15 protein-coding genes are annotated in these 21,321 nt (G+C 59.0%); 10 read left to right on the top strand and 5 right to left on the bottom strand.

All coding sequences use genetic code 11. The features are described from left to right. The first annotated feature begins 75 nt into the window (after nucleotides 1-75). The 6 genes from E1297_RS31580 (at nucleotide 76) to E1297_RS31555 (ending at nucleotide 8,917) form a co-directional block, all read left to right on the top strand. Nucleotides 76-1,314 carry an aspartate kinase gene (locus E1297_RS31580; RefSeq protein ID WP_155145037.1) on the top strand — a complete coding sequence of 413 codons (1,239 nt, stop codon included), beginning with the start codon at nucleotides 76-78 and terminating at the stop codon, nucleotides 1,312-1,314. A 46-nt stretch (nucleotides 1,315-1,360) separates the two neighbouring features. Then, on the top strand, nucleotides 1,361-3,604 hold the full coding sequence (ptsP, locus tag E1297_RS31575; RefSeq protein ID WP_155145035.1) for a phosphoenolpyruvate--protein phosphotransferase: 2,244 nt from the start codon (nucleotides 1,361-1,363) through the stop codon (nucleotides 3,602-3,604). A 173-nt stretch (nucleotides 3,605-3,777) separates the two neighbouring features. Beyond that, on the top strand, nucleotides 3,778-5,223 hold the full coding sequence (zwf, locus tag E1297_RS31570; protein ID WP_155145033.1) for a glucose-6-phosphate dehydrogenase: 1,446 nt from the start codon (nucleotides 3,778-3,780) through the stop codon (nucleotides 5,221-5,223). Nucleotide 5,224: 1 nt separating this feature from the next. After that, a complete protein-coding gene (gene edd / locus E1297_RS31565) occupies nucleotides 5,225-7,030 on the top strand; it encodes a phosphogluconate dehydratase (protein WP_155145031.1) in 1,806 nt (601 codons plus the stop codon). A gap of 3 nt (nucleotides 7,031-7,033) precedes the next feature. After that, nucleotides 7,034-7,669: a bifunctional 4-hydroxy-2-oxoglutarate aldolase/2-dehydro-3-deoxy-phosphogluconate aldolase gene (locus E1297_RS31560; protein ID WP_155145029.1), complete on the top strand. Its 636-nt coding sequence runs from the start codon at nucleotides 7,034-7,036 to the stop codon at nucleotides 7,667-7,669. A gap of 51 nt (nucleotides 7,670-7,720) precedes the next feature. After that, nucleotides 7,721-8,917: an alanine--glyoxylate aminotransferase family protein gene (locus E1297_RS31555; RefSeq protein ID WP_155145025.1), complete on the top strand. Its 1,197-nt coding sequence runs from the start codon at nucleotides 7,721-7,723 to the stop codon at nucleotides 8,915-8,917. Here the strand turns inward: E1297_RS31555 and E1297_RS31550 are convergent. Further along, nucleotides 8,914-10,026, bottom strand: a complete 1,113-nt coding sequence (locus E1297_RS31550; protein WP_155145023.1) for a pyridoxal phosphate-dependent aminotransferase — start codon at nucleotides 10,024-10,026, stop codon at nucleotides 8,914-8,916. The two genes, E1297_RS31555 and E1297_RS31550, sit on opposite strands and share 4 nt — an antisense overlap. Before the next feature lie 92 nt (nucleotides 10,027-10,118). Between E1297_RS31550 and E1297_RS31545 the strand changes: the two genes are divergently transcribed. Together E1297_RS31545 and E1297_RS31540 are read left to right on the top strand one after the other, a co-directional pair. Next, the gene (locus tag E1297_RS31545; protein ID WP_155145021.1) at nucleotides 10,119-11,189 is read left to right on the top strand and encodes an SMP-30/gluconolactonase/LRE family protein; all 1,071 of its coding nucleotides are present in this window, start codon (nucleotides 10,119-10,121) and stop codon (nucleotides 11,187-11,189) included. Between the two features lie 65 nt (nucleotides 11,190-11,254). Further along, complete coding sequence (locus E1297_RS31540; RefSeq protein ID WP_155145019.1) at nucleotides 11,255-12,037, top strand: crotonase/enoyl-CoA hydratase family protein; 783 nt, start codon at nucleotides 11,255-11,257, stop codon at nucleotides 12,035-12,037. On the opposite strand, the gene E1297_RS31535 is transcribed toward E1297_RS31540, so the two are convergent. The 4 genes from E1297_RS31535 to E1297_RS31520 form a co-directional block, all read right to left on the bottom strand. Beyond that, on the bottom strand, nucleotides 12,038-12,370 hold the full coding sequence (locus E1297_RS31535) for a DUF1992 domain-containing protein (protein ID WP_155145017.1): 333 nt from the start codon (nucleotides 12,368-12,370) through the stop codon (nucleotides 12,038-12,040). Between the two features lie 39 nt (nucleotides 12,371-12,409). After that, nucleotides 12,410-13,573, bottom strand: coding sequence for a benzoate/H(+) symporter BenE family transporter (locus E1297_RS31530; protein ID WP_155145015.1), 1,164 nt, complete (start codon nucleotides 13,571-13,573; stop codon nucleotides 12,410-12,412). 134 nt (nucleotides 13,574-13,707) lie between these two features. Next, the gene (locus E1297_RS31525; protein WP_155145012.1) at nucleotides 13,708-16,845 is read right to left on the bottom strand and encodes a valine--tRNA ligase; all 3,138 of its coding nucleotides are present in this window, start codon (nucleotides 16,843-16,845) and stop codon (nucleotides 13,708-13,710) included. Nucleotides 16,846-16,928: 83 nt separating this feature from the next. After that, on the bottom strand, nucleotides 16,929-17,828 hold the full coding sequence (locus tag E1297_RS31520) for a phytanoyl-CoA dioxygenase family protein (protein ID WP_155145010.1): 900 nt from the start codon (nucleotides 17,826-17,828) through the stop codon (nucleotides 16,929-16,931). A gap of 164 nt (nucleotides 17,829-17,992) precedes the next feature. On the opposite strand from E1297_RS31520, the gene E1297_RS31515 reads away from it, so the two are divergent. Next, nucleotides 17,993-20,284, top strand: a complete 2,292-nt coding sequence (locus E1297_RS31515) for a xanthine dehydrogenase family protein molybdopterin-binding subunit (protein WP_155145008.1) — start codon at nucleotides 17,993-17,995, stop codon at nucleotides 20,282-20,284. Next, nucleotides 20,262-21,321, top strand: a 1,060-nt coding sequence (locus E1297_RS31510; protein WP_155145059.1) for a DUF2235 domain-containing protein, incomplete at its 3' end; no start/stop codon positions are given. The genes E1297_RS31515 and E1297_RS31510, both read left to right, overlap by 23 nt.

Raw genomic sequence — 21,321 nt, 5'->3', positions numbered from 1 at the left:
CCCACTTGCTCTTGCGGTCCCCCTCGCATAAGAGGCACGGGACCGGAATTCCAAGGCGCGGAGACACTTGCCCCCATGCCCGTACTCGTGATGAAATTCGGCGGCACTTCAGTCGCCAATCTTGACCGCATCCGCCGTGCTGCAAAACGCATCGGTGTCGAAGTGGCTAAAGGCTATGATGTCATTGTCATCGTATCGGCCATGTCCGGCAAAACGAATGAGCTGGTCGGCTGGGTTGACGAGATTTCGCCGCTTTATGATGCCCGCGAATATGATGCGGTTGTGTCGTCCGGGGAAAACGTAACCGCCGGTCTGATGTCTCTGACCCTGCAGGAAATGGATATTCCCGCGCGCAGCTGGCAGGGCTGGCAGGTGCCTCTGATCACCAACGGTGCCCACTCGGCGGCGCGGATCGAAGAAATTCCGACCGACAATATCAACCAGAAGTTCGGCGAGGGTATGCGCGTAGCGGTCGTTGCTGGCTTCCAGGGTATCAGCCCCGAAGGCCGTATCACCACGCTGGGCCGGGGTGGATCTGATACCACCGCTGTTGCCTTCGCCGCCGCCTTTGAGGCCGAGCGTTGCGACATCTATACTGACGTCGATGGTGTTTACACCACCGATCCGCGCATCTGTGAAAAGGCGCGCAAGCTGGACAGAATTTCGTTCGAGGAAATGCTCGAACTGGCCTCGCTGGGGGCCAAGGTGCTGCAGACCCGCTCGGTCGAGCTGGCTATGCGCTACAAGGTGAAACTGCGCGTTCTCTCAAGCTTTGAGGAACAATCCGACGAAGCCGGTACGCTGGTTGTCGACGAGGAGGATATCATGGAATCCAATGTAGTGGCCGGTGTGGCCTATTCGCGGGACGAGGCAAAAATGACCGTTGTTTCGGTTGCGGACCGCCCCGGTATCGCCTCTATCATCTTCACCGCGCTCAGCGATGAAGGCGTGAATGTCGACATGATCGTCCAGAATATCTCGGACGAGGGTCGCACCGATATGACCTTCTCGTGCCCCACCAATCAGGTGACTCGCGCCGAACAGGCCCTGCTGGCAATCAAGGAAAAAGGCGAGTTGAACTACGCCGAACTGGTTGCGGATCAGGATGTCTGCAAGGTCTCGGTCGTCGGAATCGGCATGCGTTCGCAGTCGGGTGTTGCGGCTAAAATGTTCAAGGTGCTCTCGGATGAGGGGATCAACATCAAGGTCATTACAACCTCTGAGATAAAAATTTCCGTACTTGTGGATCGGAAATACATGGAACTTGCTGTTCAGGCACTGCATGATGCCTTTGAACTGGACAAGGCGGCCTGAGCTGATCGGCCAAAGGTCACGCCTGACACCGTAAAGCGATTAGGCGATGGCGGACGGTACAGAAACAGAATCCCGCAAGCTGCTGGGGCGGCTGCGCGAAGAGATGGCGAGCGAAGCCGCCGGTCAGGAACGTCTTGACCGGATCACGCATCTGATTGCCGATAGCATTCAGGCCGAGGTCTGCTCGATATATCTGTTCCGGGATGAAGACACGCTCGAGCTTTGTGCGACCGAAGGTCTGTCGCCCGAAGCGGTGCACAAAACCCGTATGCGCATGGGCGAGGGGCTGGTAGGCCGCGTCGCAAACAGCGGCAAAGTGGTCAACACCGCCGATGCGCCTTCGGCCAAAGGCTTCCGATATATGCCCGAAACGGGCGAAGAACGGTTTTCTTCTTTCCTCGGTGTGCCCGTGCAGCGTCTGGGCGAAAAGCTGGGCGTTCTGGTTGTGCAGTCCCGTGAAGCGCGCGAATTTTCCGCTGATGAGGTCTATGCACTGGAAGTGGTCGCTATGGTTCTGGCCGAAATGGCGGAGCTGGGTGCCTTTGTCGGTGAAGGTGCAGCCCTGTCGCCCCTGCACCAGCAATCGGTTCTGCTGCGTGGTGGTCCGGCTCAGGAAGGATCGGCCGAAGGTCATGTCTGGCTGCATGAACCCCGCGTGGTTGTTACCAATCCCATCGCAGACGATCCGCATCGCGAACTGGAGCGCCTGACCGAGGCGGTGGATGAATTGCGTGTGGGCGTCGATAAGATGCTCGAAATCTCTCAGGGCGGTGACAAGGAACAGCTGCAGGTTCTCGAAGCCTATCGGATGTTTGCCAATTCCAAAGGCTGGATGCGGCGGATGGAAGAAGACATCGCCCGTGGTCTCAGCGCCGAGGCGGCCGTCGAGAAAGAGCAATCGCAGGCCCGCGCGCGCATGAGCCAGGTTACCGATCCCTACCTGCGGGAACGGCTGGCTGATCTGGATGACCTCAGCAATCGGCTGTTGCGCATTCTGACTGGGCAGGGCGCAACAAACGGGGCGGATCTGCCACCTGATCCGATCCTGATTGCGCGCAATATCGGTCCGGGTGATCTGCTGGAGTATGGCCGCTCTCTCAAGGGTATCGTGCTCGAGGAAGGCTCAGTTGGAAGCCACGCCACTATCGTAGCCCGCGCTCTGGCGATCCCTCTGGTGGTACATGTGGGCCGGATCACGACTGAGGCTTTGAATGGCGACCATATCCTGGTCGACGGGGATCAGGGCGTCGTTCATCTGCGCCCCGAGGAAACTGTTGTCGGTGCCTTCCGCGATAAGATCGCGATGCAGGCCAAGGCACAGGAACGTTATGCGTCGATCCGAGAAACCCCGACGGTTACGCAGGATGGTGCCCAGATCAATCTGGTGATGAATGCGGGCCTGATGGCCGACCTGCCGTCGCTTGAGAATTCTGGTGCCGAAGGGGTGGGTCTGTTTCGAACGGAACTGCAATTCCTGATCCGCAACCAAATGCCGAAACGGTCTGAGCTGGTCGCTCAATACAAGCGTGTCCTCGATGCCGCCCACGGCAAGCGTGTGGTATTCCGTACCTTGGATATCGGTTCGGATAAGGTTCTGCCCTACATGAAACATGTGGAGGAACCAAACCCTGCGCTGGGCTGGCGCGCCATTCGGGTTGGGCTGGACAAGCGCGGCGTGATGCGGATGCAGTTGCAGGCATTGCTGCGGGCCGCAGATGGTCGCCCACTGACCATCATGTTTCCTTTTGTCGCGCAGGCTGAAGAATATCGCGAGGCCCGCTGGGAGGTGAACAAGACTATCGAGCGTGAAAAGCGGTTGGGTCATGTTCTGCCGGAATCGCTTGAGGTTGGCGCGATGCTGGAAACCCCGTCCTTGGCCTTTGCACCGCAGAAATTCTTTGATGAGGTGGACTTTATCTCGGTCGGCGGCAACGACCTGAAACAGTTCTTCTTTGCGGCAGATCGCGAGAACGAACTGGTGCGCCGTCGTTATGATACGCTGAACGTCAGCTTCCTAACCTTCATCGAACGGATTGTCGAACGCTGCAATATCTCGGACACGCCGCTCAGTTTCTGCGGCGAGGACGCGGGCCGCCCGGTTGAGGCGCTCTGCCTTGCGGCGATGGGTATCCGGACCCTGTCCATGCGCCCGGCCTCGATTGGCCCGGTCAAAAGCCTGCTGTTGCGATCGAATTTGCAGGATGTGCGCAAGATCATCGCAGATGCCCGCCATCGTGGGGAACAATCGGTACGCCCGTCTGTTATGGAATGGCTCCGTAATCAGGGATGAGGCGCTGTAAGCCCGAAACTGGCGCATCCGGCAAATCCATGCTTGATTTTTGGGACGGGTCTTTCTATTGAAACGACAAATGTTAGCGATAACATTATCTGTATACGCGCGTCTCACTTCTGCGCCAAACGCCATGTTAAGCTGATTGCGGTGAACTCGAAAGGAACCTTGCAATGGTCTCACGCGTAATTCCGGTACATCCGTTCGACCTTGTGTTGTTCGGTGCGACCGGCGATCTGGCGCAACGCAAGATCCTGCCAGGCCTCTATCACCGGTTCGAAGTCGGGCAGATGCCGGAAGAGGCGCGGATCATCGCGACAGCGCGGTCTGAAATGGATGATGACGGTTTTCGCGAACAGGTTCGTGCCTCGATGAAGGAATTCGCGCCCGAGTTTTCGCCGGAGGTCCTGGATCGTTTTCTGACCCATGTGGAATATGTGCCGGTCGATGCATTGGGTGATAGCGGATGGAAAGCGCTCGGGAAATCTCTGCGCCCCGATGTTGTTCGCGCCTTTTACCTGTCCGTAGGCCCAAGCCTGTTCCCCGGAATAGCGAAACGCTTGAACGACGAGGGGCTTGCGACATCTGACAGCCGGATCGTCGTCGAAAAGCCCTTTGGACATGATCTTGCATCTGCAAAGGCGCTGAACGAAGGTCTGCGCGCGTGTTTCGATGAACATCAGATTTACCGGATCGACCATTATCTGGGAAAAGAGACAGTTCAGAACCTGATGGCGTTGCGCTTTGCCAATTCGCTGTTCGAGCCGCTATGGAATTCCACCCATATCGACCACGTCCAGATAACCGTGGCCGAAACTGTGGGCGTCGAGGGGCGCGGGGCCTATTACGATCAATCCGGCGCGATGAGGGATATGATCCAGAACCATCTTGTCCAACTTTTGTGTCTGACGGCCATGGAGCCGCCCTCGAAGTTCTCACCAAATGCGGTCCGGGACGAAAAGGTCAAAGTCATCGAAGCATTAGAACCGGTTGCGCCCGCCGATATCGCGCGCGGTCAGTATCGCACGGACAAGGGGGGCGATGGCTATCTGGATCACGTGGGCAACCCTGCCAGCCGCACCGAAAGCTATATCGCGCTCAAGGTTCATCTGGGGAACTGGCGCTGGGCGGGTGTCCCGTTCTACCTACGTACCGGCAAACGCCTTCGTGCCCGTGAATCCGAGATTGCGGTGTTCTTCCGCGATCCGCCACATACGATTTTTCCCAATGTTGGTCCTCTGCACGGCAACGTGCTGGTAATCCGGCTGCAGCCTGACGAAGGCATCACCCTGCGCACAACTATCAAAGAGCCGGGGCAAGGTGGGTTCCGCTTGTCCGACGTGGCCTTAGACATGAGCTTTGCCGATGCATTGGGTGACGAGTCCAAATCGCCGGACGCCTATGAGCGTCTGGTCATGGACGTGATCCGCGGTGATCAGACCCTGTTCATGCGCGGGGATGAAGCCGAAGCGGCGTGGGCCTGGGTTGATCCCATCATTCAGGATTGGGAAGAGCGGGGCGATCGCCCTTCGCGCTATGATCAGGGTAGTTCCGGACCCGAAGAAGCATTGATGCTGATGCATCGCGACGGGCGCCGCTGGCGCCAGATCGGAGGTTGAGATGGTTCACAACGTCATCACCGATGTCACACAACGGATCGTCGATCGCAGCGCGCCATTGCGCTCGGTTCATCTTGAACGGATGGAGCAGGCGCGTTCAGCCGGGCCAGCGCGCGGTCATCTGTCCTGCAGCGGTCAGGCCCATGCCTATGCAGGCGCAGGCGATGACCAGCAATCATTGGCAACGGGCCACGCCGGAAATCTGGGCATTGTCACCGCCTACAACGACATGCTTTCGGCGCATCAGCCTTTTGAGCGCTACCCCGAACTGATCCGTCAGGCCGCGCGTGTCGCAGGCGGTACGGCACAGGTGGCGGGTGGAGTTCCTGCAATGTGTGACGGCGTCACACAGGGCGCAGCAGGCATGGAATTGTCGCTGTTTTCGCGTGATGTGATTGCGCTGGCTGCGGCTGTTTCACTTAGCCACAACACCTATGATGCTGCTGTTTTCCTTGGCGTCTGTGACAAGATCGTTCCCGGTCTGGTCATCGCGGCACAAAGCTTTGGGCATCTGCCTTCCGTTTTTCTGCCCGCAGGTCCGATGACCAGTGGACTGCCAAACGACGAAAAGGCCAGGGTTCGCCAGCAATTCGCTGCCGGAGAAGTCGGGCGCGAAGAATTGATGGCCGCCGAAATGGCTGCATACCACGGCCCCGGGACCTGCACCTTTTATGGCACTGCCAATACAAACCAGATGCTGATGGAGTTTATGGGGCTGCACCTGCCGGGATCCAGCTTCATCAACCCGAATACGCCTCTGCGTGATGCGCTGACCGAGGAAGGCGCACGCCGCGCCCTGTCCCTCAGCGCGCTGGGGAATAACTATACCCCGGTTTGCCAAATCCTCGATGAACGTGCCTTTGTGAACGGGATCGTCGGTTTGATGGCGACAGGCGGATCAACCAACCTGCTGATCCACCTGATCGCAATGGCCCGCGCAGGTGGTATCGTGTTGGACTGGCAGGATTTTTCCGACATCTCGGCTGTGGTTCCGCTGGTGGCGCGGGTCTATCCCAATGGTCTGGCCGACGTGAACCACTTCCACGCGGCGGGTGGCCTTGGATATTGCATCGGAACGTTGCTTGAGGATGGTCTGCTGCACCCCGATACTCTGACTGTCGCGGGGCGTGGTATTCAGCACTACACTCAGGAACCCAAGCTGATCGATGGGCAACTGGTCTGGCAAGAAGGCGCGGGCCACAGCCTGAATGAAAAGATCGTTCGCCCCGCCAATGACCCCTTCCAGCCCACAGGAGGTTTGTCGCGTCTGACCGGCAATCTGGGCACCGCGGTTATGAAGGTTTCTGCCGTGGCCCCCGAACATCAGGTGGTTGAGGCCCCCGTGCGCGTGTTTCACGATCAGGATGAGGTCAAGACAGCATTCAAGGCCGGAGAGTTCACGGATGACGTCATTGTTGTTGTCCGGTTTCAGGGGCCAAAGGCCAACGGGATGCCCGAACTGCACTCTCTGACTCCGATCCTGTCAATACTGCAGGGCAGGGGTCAAAAGGTGGCGCTGGTCACCGATGGACGTATGTCTGGCGCTTCGGGCAAAGTTCCTGCTGCGATTCATGTCTGCCCCGAAGCGCTTGAGGGTGGCCCGATTGCCTGCCTTCGGGATGGTGACATGCTTCGTGTCAATGCAGTTACCGGCGAGTTGGAGATCCTGACGGAGGGTGTTCTGGACCGGACACCCATCACGGCTGATCTGTCTGCTCATCAACACGGCGTCGGGCGTGAGTTGTTCGCCGCATTCCGCAACACTGTCGGTCCGGCGGATGCCGGCGCAAGCATATTCGGAGCCTGAGCCATGACATCCAAGTCCCACCGTACCCGTGAAATCTGTGCGCTTGCGCCCATTGTCCCGGTTCTGGTCGTCGATGACGCGGCACATGCGCGCCCTCTGGCCGAGGCGCTGGTCGCGGGTGGTCTGCCTGCGCTTGAGGTCACGTTGCGCACACCCGCCGCGTTGGACGCGATCCGCGCCATGGCCGAAGTGCCCGGCGGGGTTGTTGGTGCTGGCACTCTGGTCACGCCCGAAGACGTTCGTGCCGCCAAAGAGGCCGGCGCACAGTTTGGCGTTTCCCCCGGCGCAACAGATGCCCTGATCGCAGCCTGCGAGGCTGAAGGCTTGCCGCTGCTGCCCGGTGCGGCCACCGCAAGCGAAGCCATGGCGCTGCTCGAAAAGGGTTATGACATGCTCAAGTTCTTCCCGGCCGAAGCCTCAGGAGGTGCACCCGCCTTGAAGGCCATCGGCGCACCGCTGCCGCAGATCAAATTCTGCCCGACTGGTGGCGTATCTACGTCAAATGCCGATGATTACCTGTCTCTTTCCAATGTTGTCTGCGCAGGCGGCAGCTGGGTTGCGCCCAAACAGATGGTTTCTGGCGGAGATTGGTCGGGTATCGAAACACTTGCGCGCGAGGCTGCCTCTCTGATGGATTGACGTTGCGAAAGCCCACGCTAGGGTAGGCGTGAATTCGTACAGGTCGATCTCATGACAAGCAAAATTTCTCTCGCGCACGGGCGCGATTATCTCGCCATTCCCGGACCTTCTGTCATACCCGATGCGGTGTTGCAGGCGATGCATCGTCCATCCCCCAATATCTATGCGGGTGAACTGGTCGAAATGATGCCCGCCCTGACCGAAGACCTGCGCCGGGTGGCCGGTACACGTCATGATGTGGCGATCTATATTGCCAACGGTCATGGTGCGTGGGAAGGAGCGCTGTCCAACGTCATTGCGCCGGGTGAGACCATTCTTGCTCCGGCCTCAGGCCGCTTTACCCATGGCTGGGCCGAAATGGCCCGTGCGATCGGTGCCGAGGTTGAACTTATCGATTTCGGAACATCGTCCCCTTGGGATTTCGACCGGATTGCCGAGGCGTTGAAGGCTGACACAGATCATCGGATCAAGGGTGTTTTGGCAGTGCATGTCGATACCTCAAGCTCGATCCGAAACGACATTCCGGCTCTGCGCGATTTGCTGGATGAACTGGGCCACCCGGCTTTGTTGATGGCGGATTGCATCGCTTCGCTGGGCTGCGACCGGTTCGAAATGGATGCCTGGGGCGTGGATGTCATGGTTGCGGCCTGCCAGAAGGGTCTGATGGTCCCGGCGGGCGTTTCTTTTGTGTTTTTCAACGATAAGGCAAAGGCCAAACGTGCCTTGATGCCTCGTGTCTCGGGTTATTGGGACTGGCAACCGCGTGCTGAGCCGGATTGGTTCTATCAGTATTTTGGCGGCACTGCCCCGACCCACCATATCTATGGTCTGCGCGCCGCGCTGGACATGATCCATACCGAAGGGTTGGAACATGTCTGGGCGCGTCACGAGCGACTGGCCGAGGCGGTTTGGGCTGCCTGTGAAACATGGGCCGAAGGCGGTGCGCTGCATCTCAACGTCTCAGATCGCGCGCATCGCAGCCGCGCGGTCACTGCGCTGCGCCTGACCGAAGGACGGGGCACACCACTGCGCAACTATACGGAATCCAACCTGGGCCTCACGCTGGGCATCGGTCTGGGTATGGTGTGTGAGGATTCCTATTTCCGCTTGGGCCACATGGGTCATCTCAACGGCCAGATGGTGATGGGTATGCTAGGGGGTGTCGAAACGGCGATGGCTGCCCTGAACATCCCGCGCGGAGCCGGAGCACTGGAGGCAGCGGCAGCCGCGTTGGCCGATAAAGATTAGAGTTGGCTGTTTGCCGTCACCAATGCCTTAGGTAGTGCGGCGGCAAAGGCCTGCAGATCGGCGGCCTCACCGCAGCTTACCCTGATACAGCGGTTTTGGGGGGCGGCGAATGGCATACGAACGAAAATGCCCTGATCCACCAGCGCATTCAGTACAGCCTTTGCAAATTCTCCGTCACGCCCACAATCAATCGCGACAAAGTTGGTGGCCGAGGGCAGGGGGACCAGCCCGTTATCGCGTGCGATCTGCCCAATTGTCTCGCGTGCCTGAGTGATCCGTTCCTGAACCTGCGTCAGCCACTCGTTGTCTTGTAGGGCTGCCAATGCCCCGGCTTGTGCCGCGCGGTTCATACCGAAATGGTTGCGAACCTTGTTGAAGGACGCGATCAGTTCGGAGGCACCAATGGCATATCCCACCCGTGCGCCAGCCATGCCATACCCTTTGGAAAACGTCCGCATTCGGATCACACGCGGATCATCTGCCGACAAAGGCGCGGCTGTCCCTTCCGGCGCACATTCCACGTAGGCTTCGTCCAGTACCAGCAGGCAGTCTTTTGGTAGCGCCTCCATTGCCGCAACGATTTCTTTGCCAGAATGCCAACTGCCCATCGGATTGTCAGGATTGGCCAAATAAACCAGTTTGGCATTCACCTCACCCGCCTTAGCGAACAAGGCGGCAGGGTCCTCGTGATCACCAGTATAGGGCACCTTGTGCAAATCCCCACCAAACCCAGCCACGTGGTAGTTGAAGGTTGGGTAGGCGCCGTCCGAGGTCACGACTGCATCGCCCGGGCCAACTATCAGGCGCACAAGATAGCCCAGTAGACCGTCAATCCCCTCACCAACAACGATATTCTCGGGGTTTACACGATGATTAGCCGCCAATGCATGACGCAGATCATAGTTCTCGGGGTCGCCATACATCCAAAGATCACCCGCTGCCTGTCGCATCGCCTCGATTGCGCGCGGGGAAGGGCCAAATATGCTCTCATTTGCCCCCAGACGTGCAGCAAAGGGCGCGCCGCGCTGACGCTCCTGCGTTTCGGGGCCTACAAATGGCACGGTCGCGGGCAGGGATTGGGCAAGCGGGGTGTATCGGGGACCAGTCATGCGCGCAGATAATCGTAAGCCTGCGGTCGGGGCAAGCCTTGCTCTGGCGCAGCATCCCCTGCAGGGTGCACCTAAACGTTGCAGGAGGTGTCATGCGCTATTTTCTGATCCTGGTTCTTGTCGGGCTTGCCTATCTGATATTCTGGCCTGTCCCGGTCGCACCAGTTGCGTATGATCCACCTGAACCGCCGGGTTTCACAGGTGATTTCGAAGAAAACAGGCATCTGGACGGGCTTGAGCTCATCACTCTGCCAGAAGGTGAGATCGGCCCCGAAGATCTGGCCGTCCTCCCAGATGGGACCATCTACACGACCAGCTTGTCTGGTATTCTCTTTCGCATCGACGGGGATACACCGGTTGAGGTCGACAGGTTGGGCGGTCGACCATTAGGTCTGAAGGCAGGACCGGACGGGGCGCTCTATATCGCCGACAGTTTCCGAGGCCTGATGCGCTGGACTGGGCCGGGTACTTTGGAGGCCGTCGTATCGGAAATTGACGGTGCACCGGTGATCTACGCCAACCAACTGGACGTCGCGCAGGATGGTACGGTCTATTTTTCGAATTCCTCGGATCGTTTTGATCCCGAAACCATGGGCGGAACCAAACCGACCTCGGTTCTTACGATCTGGGAGCAATCCGATACCGGTTATGTTGCCAGACACGTACCGGATGGTACGACTGAGAAAATTGCCGAAGGTTTCGTCTATACCAACGGCGTAGCTCTGTCGCCGAATGAGGACTTTCTGCTTATTGCCGAAACGGGGCGGGCGAGGGTCCATAAGCTCTGGCTGAAAGGCCCCCGGGCAGGTGAGACCGAAGTCCTGCTCGATAATCTGCCCGGCTATCCCGACAATCTCGAGGCACAGGGGGATGGCACTTACTGGGTGGCCTTCGCCAGCCCGCGTGTGCCGTCTGAGGCGCTCATGCCCTATCCGTTCCTGCGCAAAGTGATCTGGCGACTGGGGCCGATGGTGCGACCGGCCCCAATCCACCGTGGGATGATCGTGCAGTTCGATGGGCAGGGAAACATCCTGCGGACCCTGCAGGATCCGGATGGCCGACTGGGGATCACGACCGGCGGAAAAATCGTAGATGACCAGTTTTACGTCATGACGCTTGATTCACCATGGTTCGGTCGGATGCCTGTATCACAGATGCCCTGACGTCGCTGTGGAACTGTGTAGGCCTTTCGGGGCATTGTCTTGAAAAGCAGGATTGGGAGGCTCGCATGGCGCGCGTATCTGTCGAATACAAAGACCACATTGCTCATGTCACGCTGACCCGTGGCGACAAGATGAATGCGCTGGACGATGCGATGGTCAAGGCGATCCTGTCTGCCGGGCAGGAGGTCGCGGCCTCGGATGCCCGCGCCGTTGTCTTGTCAGGTGAAGGCAAAAGCTTCTGTGCCGGTCTCGATATGGCGAGCTTTGCCAAGATGGCTCATATGGATCCGACCGAATGGCTTATGACCCGCAGCCATGAAGACGCCAATGAGATGCAGGAACTTGCCATGGTCTGGCGTCGTGTTCCGGTGCCGGTGATCTGCGCCATACAGGGGGTCGCCTATGGTGGCGGTCTGCAGATTGCCTTGGGTGCAGATGTCCGCATCGCACACCCCGAGGCCAAGCTGGCGGTTATGGAAATGAAATGGGGCATCATCCCGGATATGGGGGGCATGGCCCTGCTGCCGCAACTCGTCCGCTCGGATGTATTGCGCCTGCTGACCTACACTGCGCGCCCGATTGGTGCCCCACAGGCGGCAGAATGGGGGCTGGTGACGAAACTGTCGGACGACCCTCTGACCGAAGCACTGGCGCTGGCTGAAGACATCGCAGGCAAAAGCCCATCGGCGATCCGTGCGGCCAAACGGCTGATTGAAGTGGCTGAAAGCAAGTCCCGCGCCGAGGTTTTGTTGGAAGAATCCGCCGAACAGGTGGAACTGATTGGCAAACCGGATCAGATCGAGGTCATCGCGGCCCAGATGCAAGGCCGAAAGCCGGAATTCAAATGATCACCGCATAAAGGCCCTGCGGGCATCGCGGGCCATATTATACTGCATCTCCAGGTCCGCGATGCGCGCCATAGCAGCTTTGCGTTCAGCCGGGTCTGTCAGCGTGGGATAGGCCTTTCGTGCTGCGTCCAGCTCTTTCTTGATCCCGAACTCCTCGGGCAGAACACCGGCTTGCGCCATGATCCGGTGTCCGGCGGCAAGGGCCGGGTCAGTTTGGGCCTCGGTCGAACGGTCGGGCAAGGGTTGGCCTTCACCATCCAGCCCCTCCAGCTGTCCTTCGGCCTGCGCCTTTTTGATCTGACGCTCTACCAGTTTTCCAAGTGATCCAAGCATGTCCGAACTATACTCCACCACGGGTGCAGGCGAAAGCGCTCACCGCGCCCGCTTGGTTACCAGATACGCAATACCGCCTGCCGCCAAGCCCCAGACCGCCGCGCCCAAGCCAAATACGGTGATGCCCGAGGCGGTGATCGCAAATGTCAGGATTGCAGCCTCTCGTTCGGCAGGAACCTCGAGCGCGGCAAAGGTCGCGTTTGCCATGACGCCGATCAGGGCAATACCCGTCAATGTCCCCATCAACATCGGATCGGCATGGGCTGCGAATCCGGTAATCGCCACCGCAAAGACGCCGAAAACACAGTAGAACACACCCGCCATGACCGCCGACCAATAGCGCTGGTTCGGGTCTGGATGGCTGTCCTCGTTCGAGCACATGGCTGCGGTGATGGCGGCGAGACAGGTGGCGGGTGCTCCGAACGGCGCGGATAAGATGCTGGCGCCTCCAACGGCCGAGAACAGCCTGCCGGCGAGCGGCGAGTAGCCAAAGCTGCGCATCACCGCAATACCGGGGATGTTCTGCGTTGCCATAGTGACGATGAACAGTGGGATGCCGATCCCCACTGCCGAAGCGACCGAGAAGGTTGGCATGGTCCAGACAGGAGCAGCCATCAGATGCTCGGGCCGGACCGAGCTGTCGCCTGCGTTCAGAACAACGACGATTGCCGCCGCAATAACCGCAGCAGGAACTGCGATCAGCCGGTTGATCCGCCCAGCAACAAACCAAGTCAGGATGACGGGCAGCGCCTGCCATGGCAGCTCAACTGCCGCCTTGAACGGAATGATACACAACGGCAGCAGAACCCCGCCCAGCATGGCTTGCGCCAGTGTGGTTGGTATTGCTGCCGCCAACCGTCCCAGCGGTCGCCAAAGGCCTGCCAGAACGGTCAGCGCTCCAGCGCACAGGAACGCACCAACCGCGCCCGAGAATCCTGTGACAGGTGTCGCCGAAACCGCAAGTAACGCCGCCCCGGGCGTGGACCAGGCCACGCTGATCGGCTGCTTGTACCAAAGGCTGAGAAAGATCGCCGTCAGCCCCATCGCCACTGCAGCCATCATTAACCCGGATGCGGATTCAGCCGCCGAAGCGCCCATGGCAGCGAGGCCTTGCAGCACGATCGGGAAAGAGCTGAAAAAGCCGACAACGGCCACCACAAGGCCGGTTGAAATCGTCTGCACTGGGGGAAGGGGACGTGCCATCACTGCCTCAAGATCATTTGAGGAATTGCTAACAACCACAAGCCGCTGGAAACAAGGGGAAAAGCCATCGGGCAAATGAAAACCCCGCTGGGCTTGGCTCAGCGGGGTTCAAAGCGTTCGATTTTGAAGAAGGGTCAGGCGATTTCCGCCAGTCGGGCCAGCGCCTCGTCCAGTTTCGCTTCTTCTTCTTCGCGTGCGGCGAGATTGGCTTTGGCTTCCGCAACCACCTCTTCCGGAGCCGAGGCAACGAATTTGGGGTTGTTCAGGCGCCCGCGCAGACCGCCAAGTTCTTTGGCCAGCTTACCCTTGGCTTTTTCCAGCCGTTCCTTTTCTGCACCGATGTCAATGATATCCGCCAGTGGCAGGCCGAAGGACGCGCCGGGCGCGGCGATGGAGATGGTGCCTTTGGGCAGTTTATCCGCCTTGGTCAGGCTGTCGATCCGTGCCAGGCGCTTGATCAGCGCCTCGTTGCAGTCCCATGCGGCTTGGCCATTAGCGTCGATTTCGGTCACCAGCATCGGCACGTAGAGACCAGCAGGCACACGCATCTGAGCACGGGCCGAACGGGTGTTTTCGATCACCGAGATCACCCAGTTCATCTCACGATCCGCATCCGCGTCGATCAGGTCAGCAGCGGCGTAGGTCGGCCAGTCGGCGTGAACGACCATCTTGGCGCGGTTGCCGGTCAGCCCCCACAGCTCTTCGGTGATGAAGGGCATGATCGGGTGCAGCAGGACCATGCACTGATCCAGAACCCAGCGCATGGTGGCGCGGGTCTCGGCCTGTGCCTCGGCGTCATCACCTTGCAGTAACGGCTTGGACAGTTCCACATACCAGTCGCAGACCTTCCCCCAAACAAAGGCGTAAAGCCCGTTGGCCGCGTCGTTGAAGCGATAGCTCTCCAGCGCCGCATCGACCTCTTCCCGTATGCGGGCGGTTTCGCCGATGATCCAGCGGTTCACGGCGGCTTTGGGTTTCAGGTCGGCCACGTCCAGTTGCGGCACGGCGTCGGTGAAGACCTCGTTCATCTCGGCAAATCGTACGGCGTTCCACAGCTTGGTACCGAAGTTGCGGTAACCGGTGATGCGCTCCTTGGACAGTTTCAGCACGCCACCAATTGCCGCCATCGAGGCGTTGGTAAAGCGCAGTGCATCGGCGCCGAACTCGTCCACGATTTCCAGCGGGTCGATGACGTTGCCGGTGGTCTTGGACATCTTCTTGCCCTTTTCGTCGCGGACGAGCTGGTGCAAATAGACGGTGTGGAACGGAATTTCGTTCACCACGGCCAGTTGCATCATCATCATCCGGGCAACCCAGAAGAACAGGATGTCGAAGCCGGTGATCAGAACGTCCGTGGGGAAGTAGCGCTCCAGCTCCTCGGTCTGTTCGGGCCAGCCCAGCGTACCAATGGGCCAGAGGCCGGAGGAGAACCACGTGTCGAGGACGTCGGGGTCACGCCACAACTCGATTTCAACTCCATCCATGGCATTGTGGTGCTTGGCGTCGAAGTCTTCGGGTTTCAGGCCAATTAAGAAGCCATTCTCGGCACCTTCGAGTTTTCCGAGTGCACCGTGCGTTCCTTCATAGTATTGCTTTGCTGCTTCGAAAGCTTCGGTTTGGGTCGCAGCACAGAACGCTACAGGTTCTGCGCTGAAATCTAGCACGGGCCAAGGTTTTTCGCCTTCCGCAAGTTCTTCATCAGAAGAAAGCTTGTGCTCAATTGATACTACGCGCGGCCCATACCAAACCGGAATCTGATGCCCCCACCATAGCTGGCGTGAGATGCACCAGGGCTCGATGTTTTCCAGCCAGTGGTAATAGGTCTTCTCACCCGACTCGGGGATGATTTTGACCGTGCCATCCTTGACCGCATCCAGCGCGGGGCCGACGACTTTTTCAGCATCGACGAACCACTGGTCGGTGAACATCGGCTCGATCACCACTTTCGAGCGATCACCGAAGGGCTGCATGATCGGTTTGCTCTCAACCAGCGGGACCAGTTTCTCAGCGCCTTCGTGATCGGGCTTCAATGCGGTCGAGCCCAGAAGCGGATCATCCGCGCGGGTCATCACGGCCAGACCGTCGGCAGTGATCTCTTCAACCACCTTCGCACGTGCCTCGAACCTGTCGAGCCCGCGCAGGTGGTCGGGGATCAGGTTGATCGCGTCGATCTCGTTCTCGGTGAACGCCTTGCCGCGCGCGTATTCCTGCGCCTTGTCGGCTTCTTCAGCGTAAGGCGCACCATCGGCCCGCATCGCGCCTTTGGTGTCCATCAGGCGGTACATCGGAATGCCGCCACGTTTGGCGACCATGTTGTCGTTGAAGTCATGCGCGCCAGTGATCTTCACTGCGCCCGAGCCGAAATCGGGATCAGGGTAGTCATCAGTGATGATCGGAATCTGGCGGCGATGTTCTTTCGGGCCAACCGGGATTTCGCAGAGCTTGCCAACGATGGGTGCATACCGCTCATCCGAGGGATGAACCGCAACCGCGCCATCGCCCAGCATGGTTTCCGGGCGAGTCGTGGCAATCGAGATATAGTCGCGTTCTTCCTCGAGAATAACGTTCCCGTCTTCGTCTTTTTCGACGTAGGTATAAGTCTCGCCACCGGCCAGCGGGTATTTGAAGTGCCACATGTGACCCGCGACTTCGATATTCTCGACTTCGAGGTCCGAGATCGCGGTTTCAAAATGTGGGTCCCAATTGACCAGACGCTTGCCGCGATAGATCAGGCCCTTTTCGTACATGTCGACGAAGACCTTGATGACCGCGTCGTGGAAGTTCGGCGAGTTCTCATGACCTGTACGCGGGTCGCGCGGCGCACCTGCCATGGTGAAGGCATTACGCGACCAGTCGCAGCTGGAGCCCAAACGCTTTAGCTGCTCAATGATCGTGCCGCCGTATTCGCCCTTCCATTCCCAGACCTTGTCCAGAAACGCCTCGCGCCCCAGTTCCCGACGACCGGGCTGCTGGGTGGCGGCCAGCATCTTTTCCACCTGCATCTGCGTGGCGATACCGGCATGGTCCTGACCGGGCTGCCAAAGCGTGTCAAAGCCGCGCATCCGGTGCCAGCGGGTCAGGATATCCTGCAGCGTATTGTTGAACGCATGGCCCACATGCAGCGCGCCCGTCACGTTCGGCGGCGGGATCATGATGGTAAAGCTCTCGTCGCGCGATTTGTTCGCGCCTGCCTTGAAGGCTCCGGCCTCTTCCCAGGCCTTGTAGATGCGGGCCTCGGCCTCGGCCGCGTTGAATGTCTTTTCCATCGCCATGGGGTGCGTCCTGCGTCATCAATCTCGGGTCAGCGCCTGCAATAGCGAATGCGTAAGGGAAGGGGAAGGGTCTGCGCGGCTGTTTAGCCAGCCTTTGGTGGTGCAGGTTCATACAGATGCAGGGTCTCGGCCGCGCCCTGGGCCAGTGCCTTGGTCTGATCGGCCCGGATACGCGCATGCAGATCCAACGCGTTGGCGGCGAACAACCCGGTCGGCTCCGGGATGTGAACAAAGTTCCCGACCCGGTCCTCACCCCGCGCCAGAATGGCATAGTCGCGATCAGCTACCTTTTGCTGTGCATTTGGGTTTAGGTATCGAATTGCCAGACCTATGCGCCGGTCATCCGACACGTTTGGCCCGGAGCCATGAATGGTCAGACCGTGATGCAATGACATCTGACCTGGCTGCAGTTCGATATGGGTTTTGTCATTTTCGGCCACCTCAACCGCAATTTCTTGCCCACGTGACAGAAGGTTGTTGTCCGAGAAAGTGTCGGTATGCGGCAGGATCGGGTTCTTGTGACTGCCCCTGACAAAATCCATGCACCCACTCTCGACCGTCGCAGGCGACAATGCGATCCACGCCGTTACCTGATCCGGTGTCTCGCCCATGCCCCAATAGGTCAGATCCTGGTGCATGCTGACCACCTGCTTGGTGTGCGGCTCTTTGATGAACAATTCCGCTGACCACAACAGCAGGTCCGGCCCCAGAACCCCTTCGACCACGTCCAGTACCCGTGCGTCCAGCGCTATGCGTGTCACCAGCGGCATCACCACATGCGCGTTCACGCGTTTGTGCATGTTCAGGGGCAGCGGCAGGTCAGCCTCGCGCCAGTCACGCTCGATCTCTTCCAGTTCGGAGCGCAGATCAGCTGCTTCCGAGTTGTTGAACACAGTTATCGGAAAGACAAAGCCGCTTTCCCAGTAATCATCGATCTGCTCTGATGTCAGGCGACCGTTCGTCAGGGTGATTGGGTTTGTCATGATATCTCCATCAGGTTGAACCACATTTTCAGACTACGAAGCACATTTCGGATCAGGCATTGCTTTTTGCGACACGCAGGTCGCCTCACGTCCATGTTCAGGGCTCTGGACATCAATTGGCAGAAAGCTAGTGTCGCGACGGTGGGCAGACAGAGGATCAGGCAATGGAAAAATTCGGCAAAAGCCAATCGGTTAAACGGACCGAGGATCAGCGGTTTCTGACCGGGCAGGGACAATACATGGATGACGCGATCCCCGGGGATGCGCTGCACGCAGTGTTCTTTCGCAGCCCGGTTGCCCATGGCGAAATCACCTCGCTTGATCTGGATGCCGCGCGCGAGGCTGATGGCGTGCACCTGGTCCTAACAATCGACGATCTGACCGATGCAGGCTTTGATACAGAAATGAGTGCAACGGTCGTGCCCAACCGGGATGGATCCTCAGGTGCTGCACCCGCGCGACACATGCTGGCCAAGGATCGCGTGCGTTTCGTGGGTGAACCGGTGGCGGTGGTGATCGCAGACACGCTGGAACAAGCCCATGATGCAGTTGAATTGATCTGGATGGACACGGATGATCTGCCCGCCAAGCTGGATCTTCAAGCCGGAGGGGAAACCCTGCATCCCGAGGCACCGGATAACCGCGCCTTTGACTGGGGCATGGGAGATGAGGCTGCAACCGAAGCTGCCTTTCAAGCTGCTGCACGCACGGTTTCCCTGAACGTCCATGACAATCGGGTCATCGTGAACTCGATTGAGCCACGAGGCTGTCAGGCCAGTATGAGCGATGGTCGCCTGCACTTCTCATATGGGGGGCAGGGCGTCTGGGGGATGAAGGCGCAGCTGGCCCAGAAGCTTAAGCTTGATGCGGAATCCATTCGTGTAACCACCCCGGATGTCGGTGGTGGTTTTGGTATGAAGGCCATGCCCTATCCCGAATACTTCTCGATTGCCGCGGCCGCGATGAAGCTGGACCGACCCGTGCACTGGATGTCGGGCCGGACCGAGGCGATGCTGTCCGATCACCATGGCCGCGACCTAACCTCGCTGGCCGAGCTGGCCTTTGACGAACACAATCGCATCACCGCCTACCGAGTGCACAGCAAGGTCAATCTGGGGGCTTACAACAGTCACTTCGGGCAGGCGATCCAGACCAACCTCTTCAGCAAGGTTCTGATGGGGGTCTACGACGTTCAAGCCACCTATCTGCGGGTTGAGGGGTTTTACACCAACACCACGCAGGTCGACGCCTATCGAGGTGCGGGCCGTCCCGAGGCGATCTATGTGCTGGAACGCGCAATGGATCGCGCGGCGCGCGAACTGGGCGTCGATCCATGGGAATTGCGGCGCAGAAACTTCATACGCCCGGGCGCGTTCCCTTATTCGACAGCAACCGGTGAGACCTATGATGTGGGCGATTTCAATATGGTCCTTTCGCGTGCGGACGAGCAGACACAGGGCTTTGCCAGACGCAAGGCTAAGGACGCCGAACGTGGCCTGATCCGCGGTCAGGGGCTTTGTTACTATATCGAAAGCATTTTGGGTGATCCTTCCGAAGGTGCAAAGGTCGAGTTTTGCGAGGACGGGACCGTGAACCTTTATGTGGGGACACAATCTAACGGGCAGGGGCATGAGACTGTCTATGCACAGTTTCTGTCGGATCAGACCGGGATTCCTGCGGATCGGATCAATGTTGTTCAGGGCGATTCCGACCGGCTGGCGCAAGGGGGCGGAACCGGCGGATCACGTTCGGTCACCACGCAAAGCAATGCAACGCTGGTCACGGTCGATACGATGGTTGCCGCATTCACGCCGTATCTTGCGGATAAGATGGGGGTCGAGGAAAGCGATGTGATCTTCGACCATGAAACCTTTCGCGCGCCGGGTTCCAACCTGACGCCGACCCTAATCGAAGCGGCTGATATGGCGCGTGCTGATGGCCGTACCGATCTTTTGCAGCATGAAACCCGCGCAACGCTTGAGGCACGCAGCTATCCGAATGGCGCCCATGTTGCCGAGGTCGTGATCGATTCTTACACCGGTGTCGTGACCGTTGACCGCTACACTGTGGTTGATGATTTCGGCAACCTTATCAACCCGATGCTGGCCGAAGGGCAGGTCCATGGCGGGGTAGTTCAGGGTATCGGGCAGGCGCTGAATGAACACGTTGTCCACGATGCCGAAGGGCAACTGCTCACGGCAACGTTCATGGATTACGCCTTGCCCCGCGCAGCAGACGTACCCATGATTAAGTTTACCTCGGCACCGGTTCCGTCAACGGCCAACCCGATGGGCATGAAAGGCTGTGGCGAGGCAGGCACCGTGGGCGCGCTGGCCGCTGTGGCAAATGCGGTGCAGGATGCGCTCTGGGATCACGGGGTGCGGCAGGCGGATATGCCTTTCACACCTCACAAAGTATGGGAATTGCTGACGCATGGTTCTGTCGCGGCTGAGTAAAAAGGTTCTGGGATGGCTCGGGCGCCCCTTACGGTCCGAGCACTCCGCCGAGACGCGCCACCGCGAACCGATCAGCCATGTCATCATCCTTGATGGCACCATGTCCACGCTGGAGCAGGGCTATGAAACCCATGCCGGGCAGACCTATCGCCTGTGCTGCGAAATGGGCAGCAGCGTGTCAGTGTTCTACGAGGCGGGCGTGCAGTGGGAGAACTGGAAATCCTCGCTGGATGTGATGATGGGGCGCGGGATCAATCGCCAGATCCGTCGTGCCTATGGCTATCTCGCGTCGCGTTACAAACCCGGAGACCGGATTTATTTCATCGGCTATTCGCGGGGCGCTTACGGTGTGCGCAGCCTTGCTGGCGTACTCGACATGATCGGCCTTCTCAAAGCCGAACACGCGACCGAACGTAATATCAAACAGGCTTACCGTCATTATGAATGCAATCCAGGCGGTGCGGCGGCGCGCGATTTTCGCCGCAATTTCTGCCACGAAGAAGTGGCGATCGAAATGGTGGGTGTCTGGGACACCGTCAAAGCGCTGGGTCTGCGCCTGCCATTGCTCTGGCGCTGGGCCGAGGAACGCCATGCATTCCATAACCACCGCTTGGGACCATCGATCCGCCACGGCTACCACGCCATGGCATTGGACGAGACGCGCGAAGTGTACGAGCCCGTGCTGTGGACATGTACGCCCGAATTCAAGGGCCATGTCGACCAGGTCTGGTTCCGCGGCACCCATGGTGATGTCGGCGGTCAGTTGAACGGCTATGAAGAAGCCCGGCCCCTCAGCAATATTTCACTTGTCTGGATGCTGGACAAAGCCGAATTGCACGGTCTGCCCCTGCCTGAAGGCTGGCGAGACCGTTTCCCCACCGATCCCAACGCAACATCAGTCGGAACATGGCGCGGCTGGGGCAAGATTTTCCTGCTGCGCAAGCACCGGAAAGTGGGGCGAGACAGATCAGAACGGCTGCATGTCTCGGTCTCACCTGACGATTTGCCGGGCTGGGTGCCGATGCCGGATTTACCTT

Source organism: Roseibium sp. RKSG952, from assembly GCF_009711355.1.
Note: the sequence above shows the minus strand (reverse complement) of the source record. Positions and strands in the feature narration are given on the sequence as shown.

Excerpts from the sequence above, each read along its gene's own strand:
- E1297_RS31550 (WP_155145023.1), bottom strand. The coding sequence starts at position 10,026 with ATGACTGGTCCCCGATACACCCCGCTTGCCCAATCCCTGCCCGCGACC.
- E1297_RS31545 (WP_155145021.1), top strand. The coding sequence starts at position 10,119 with ATGCGCTATTTTCTGATCCTGGTTCTTGTCGGGCTTGCCTATCTGATA.
- E1297_RS31540 (WP_155145019.1), top strand. The coding sequence starts at position 11,255 with ATGGCGCGCGTATCTGTCGAATACAAAGACCACATTGCTCATGTCACG.
- E1297_RS31555 (WP_155145025.1), top strand. The coding sequence starts at position 7,721 with ATGACAAGCAAAATTTCTCTCGCGCACGGGCGCGATTATCTCGCCATT.
- E1297_RS31560 (WP_155145029.1), top strand. The coding sequence starts at position 7,034 with ATGACATCCAAGTCCCACCGTACCCGTGAAATCTGTGCGCTTGCGCCC.
- E1297_RS31520 (WP_155145010.1), bottom strand. The coding sequence starts at position 17,828 with ATGACAAACCCAATCACCCTGACGAACGGTCGCCTGACATCAGAGCAG.
- E1297_RS31535 (WP_155145017.1), bottom strand. The coding sequence starts at position 12,370 with ATGCTTGGATCACTTGGAAAACTGGTAGAGCGTCAGATCAAAAAGGCG.
- E1297_RS31530 (WP_155145015.1), bottom strand. The coding sequence starts at position 13,573 with ATGGCACGTCCCCTTCCCCCAGTGCAGACGATTTCAACCGGCCTTGTG.
- zwf (WP_155145033.1), top strand. The coding sequence starts at position 3,778 with ATGGTCTCACGCGTAATTCCGGTACATCCGTTCGACCTTGTGTTGTTC.
- E1297_RS31525 (WP_155145012.1), bottom strand. The coding sequence starts at position 16,845 with ATGGCGATGGAAAAGACATTCAACGCGGCCGAGGCCGAGGCCCGCATC.
- E1297_RS31515 (WP_155145008.1), top strand. The coding sequence starts at position 17,993 with ATGGAAAAATTCGGCAAAAGCCAATCGGTTAAACGGACCGAGGATCAG.
- edd (WP_155145031.1), top strand. The coding sequence starts at position 5,225 with ATGGTTCACAACGTCATCACCGATGTCACACAACGGATCGTCGATCGC.
- ptsP (WP_155145035.1), top strand. The coding sequence starts at position 1,361 with ATGGCGGACGGTACAGAAACAGAATCCCGCAAGCTGCTGGGGCGGCTG.
- E1297_RS31580 (WP_155145037.1), top strand. The coding sequence starts at position 76 with ATGCCCGTACTCGTGATGAAATTCGGCGGCACTTCAGTCGCCAATCTT.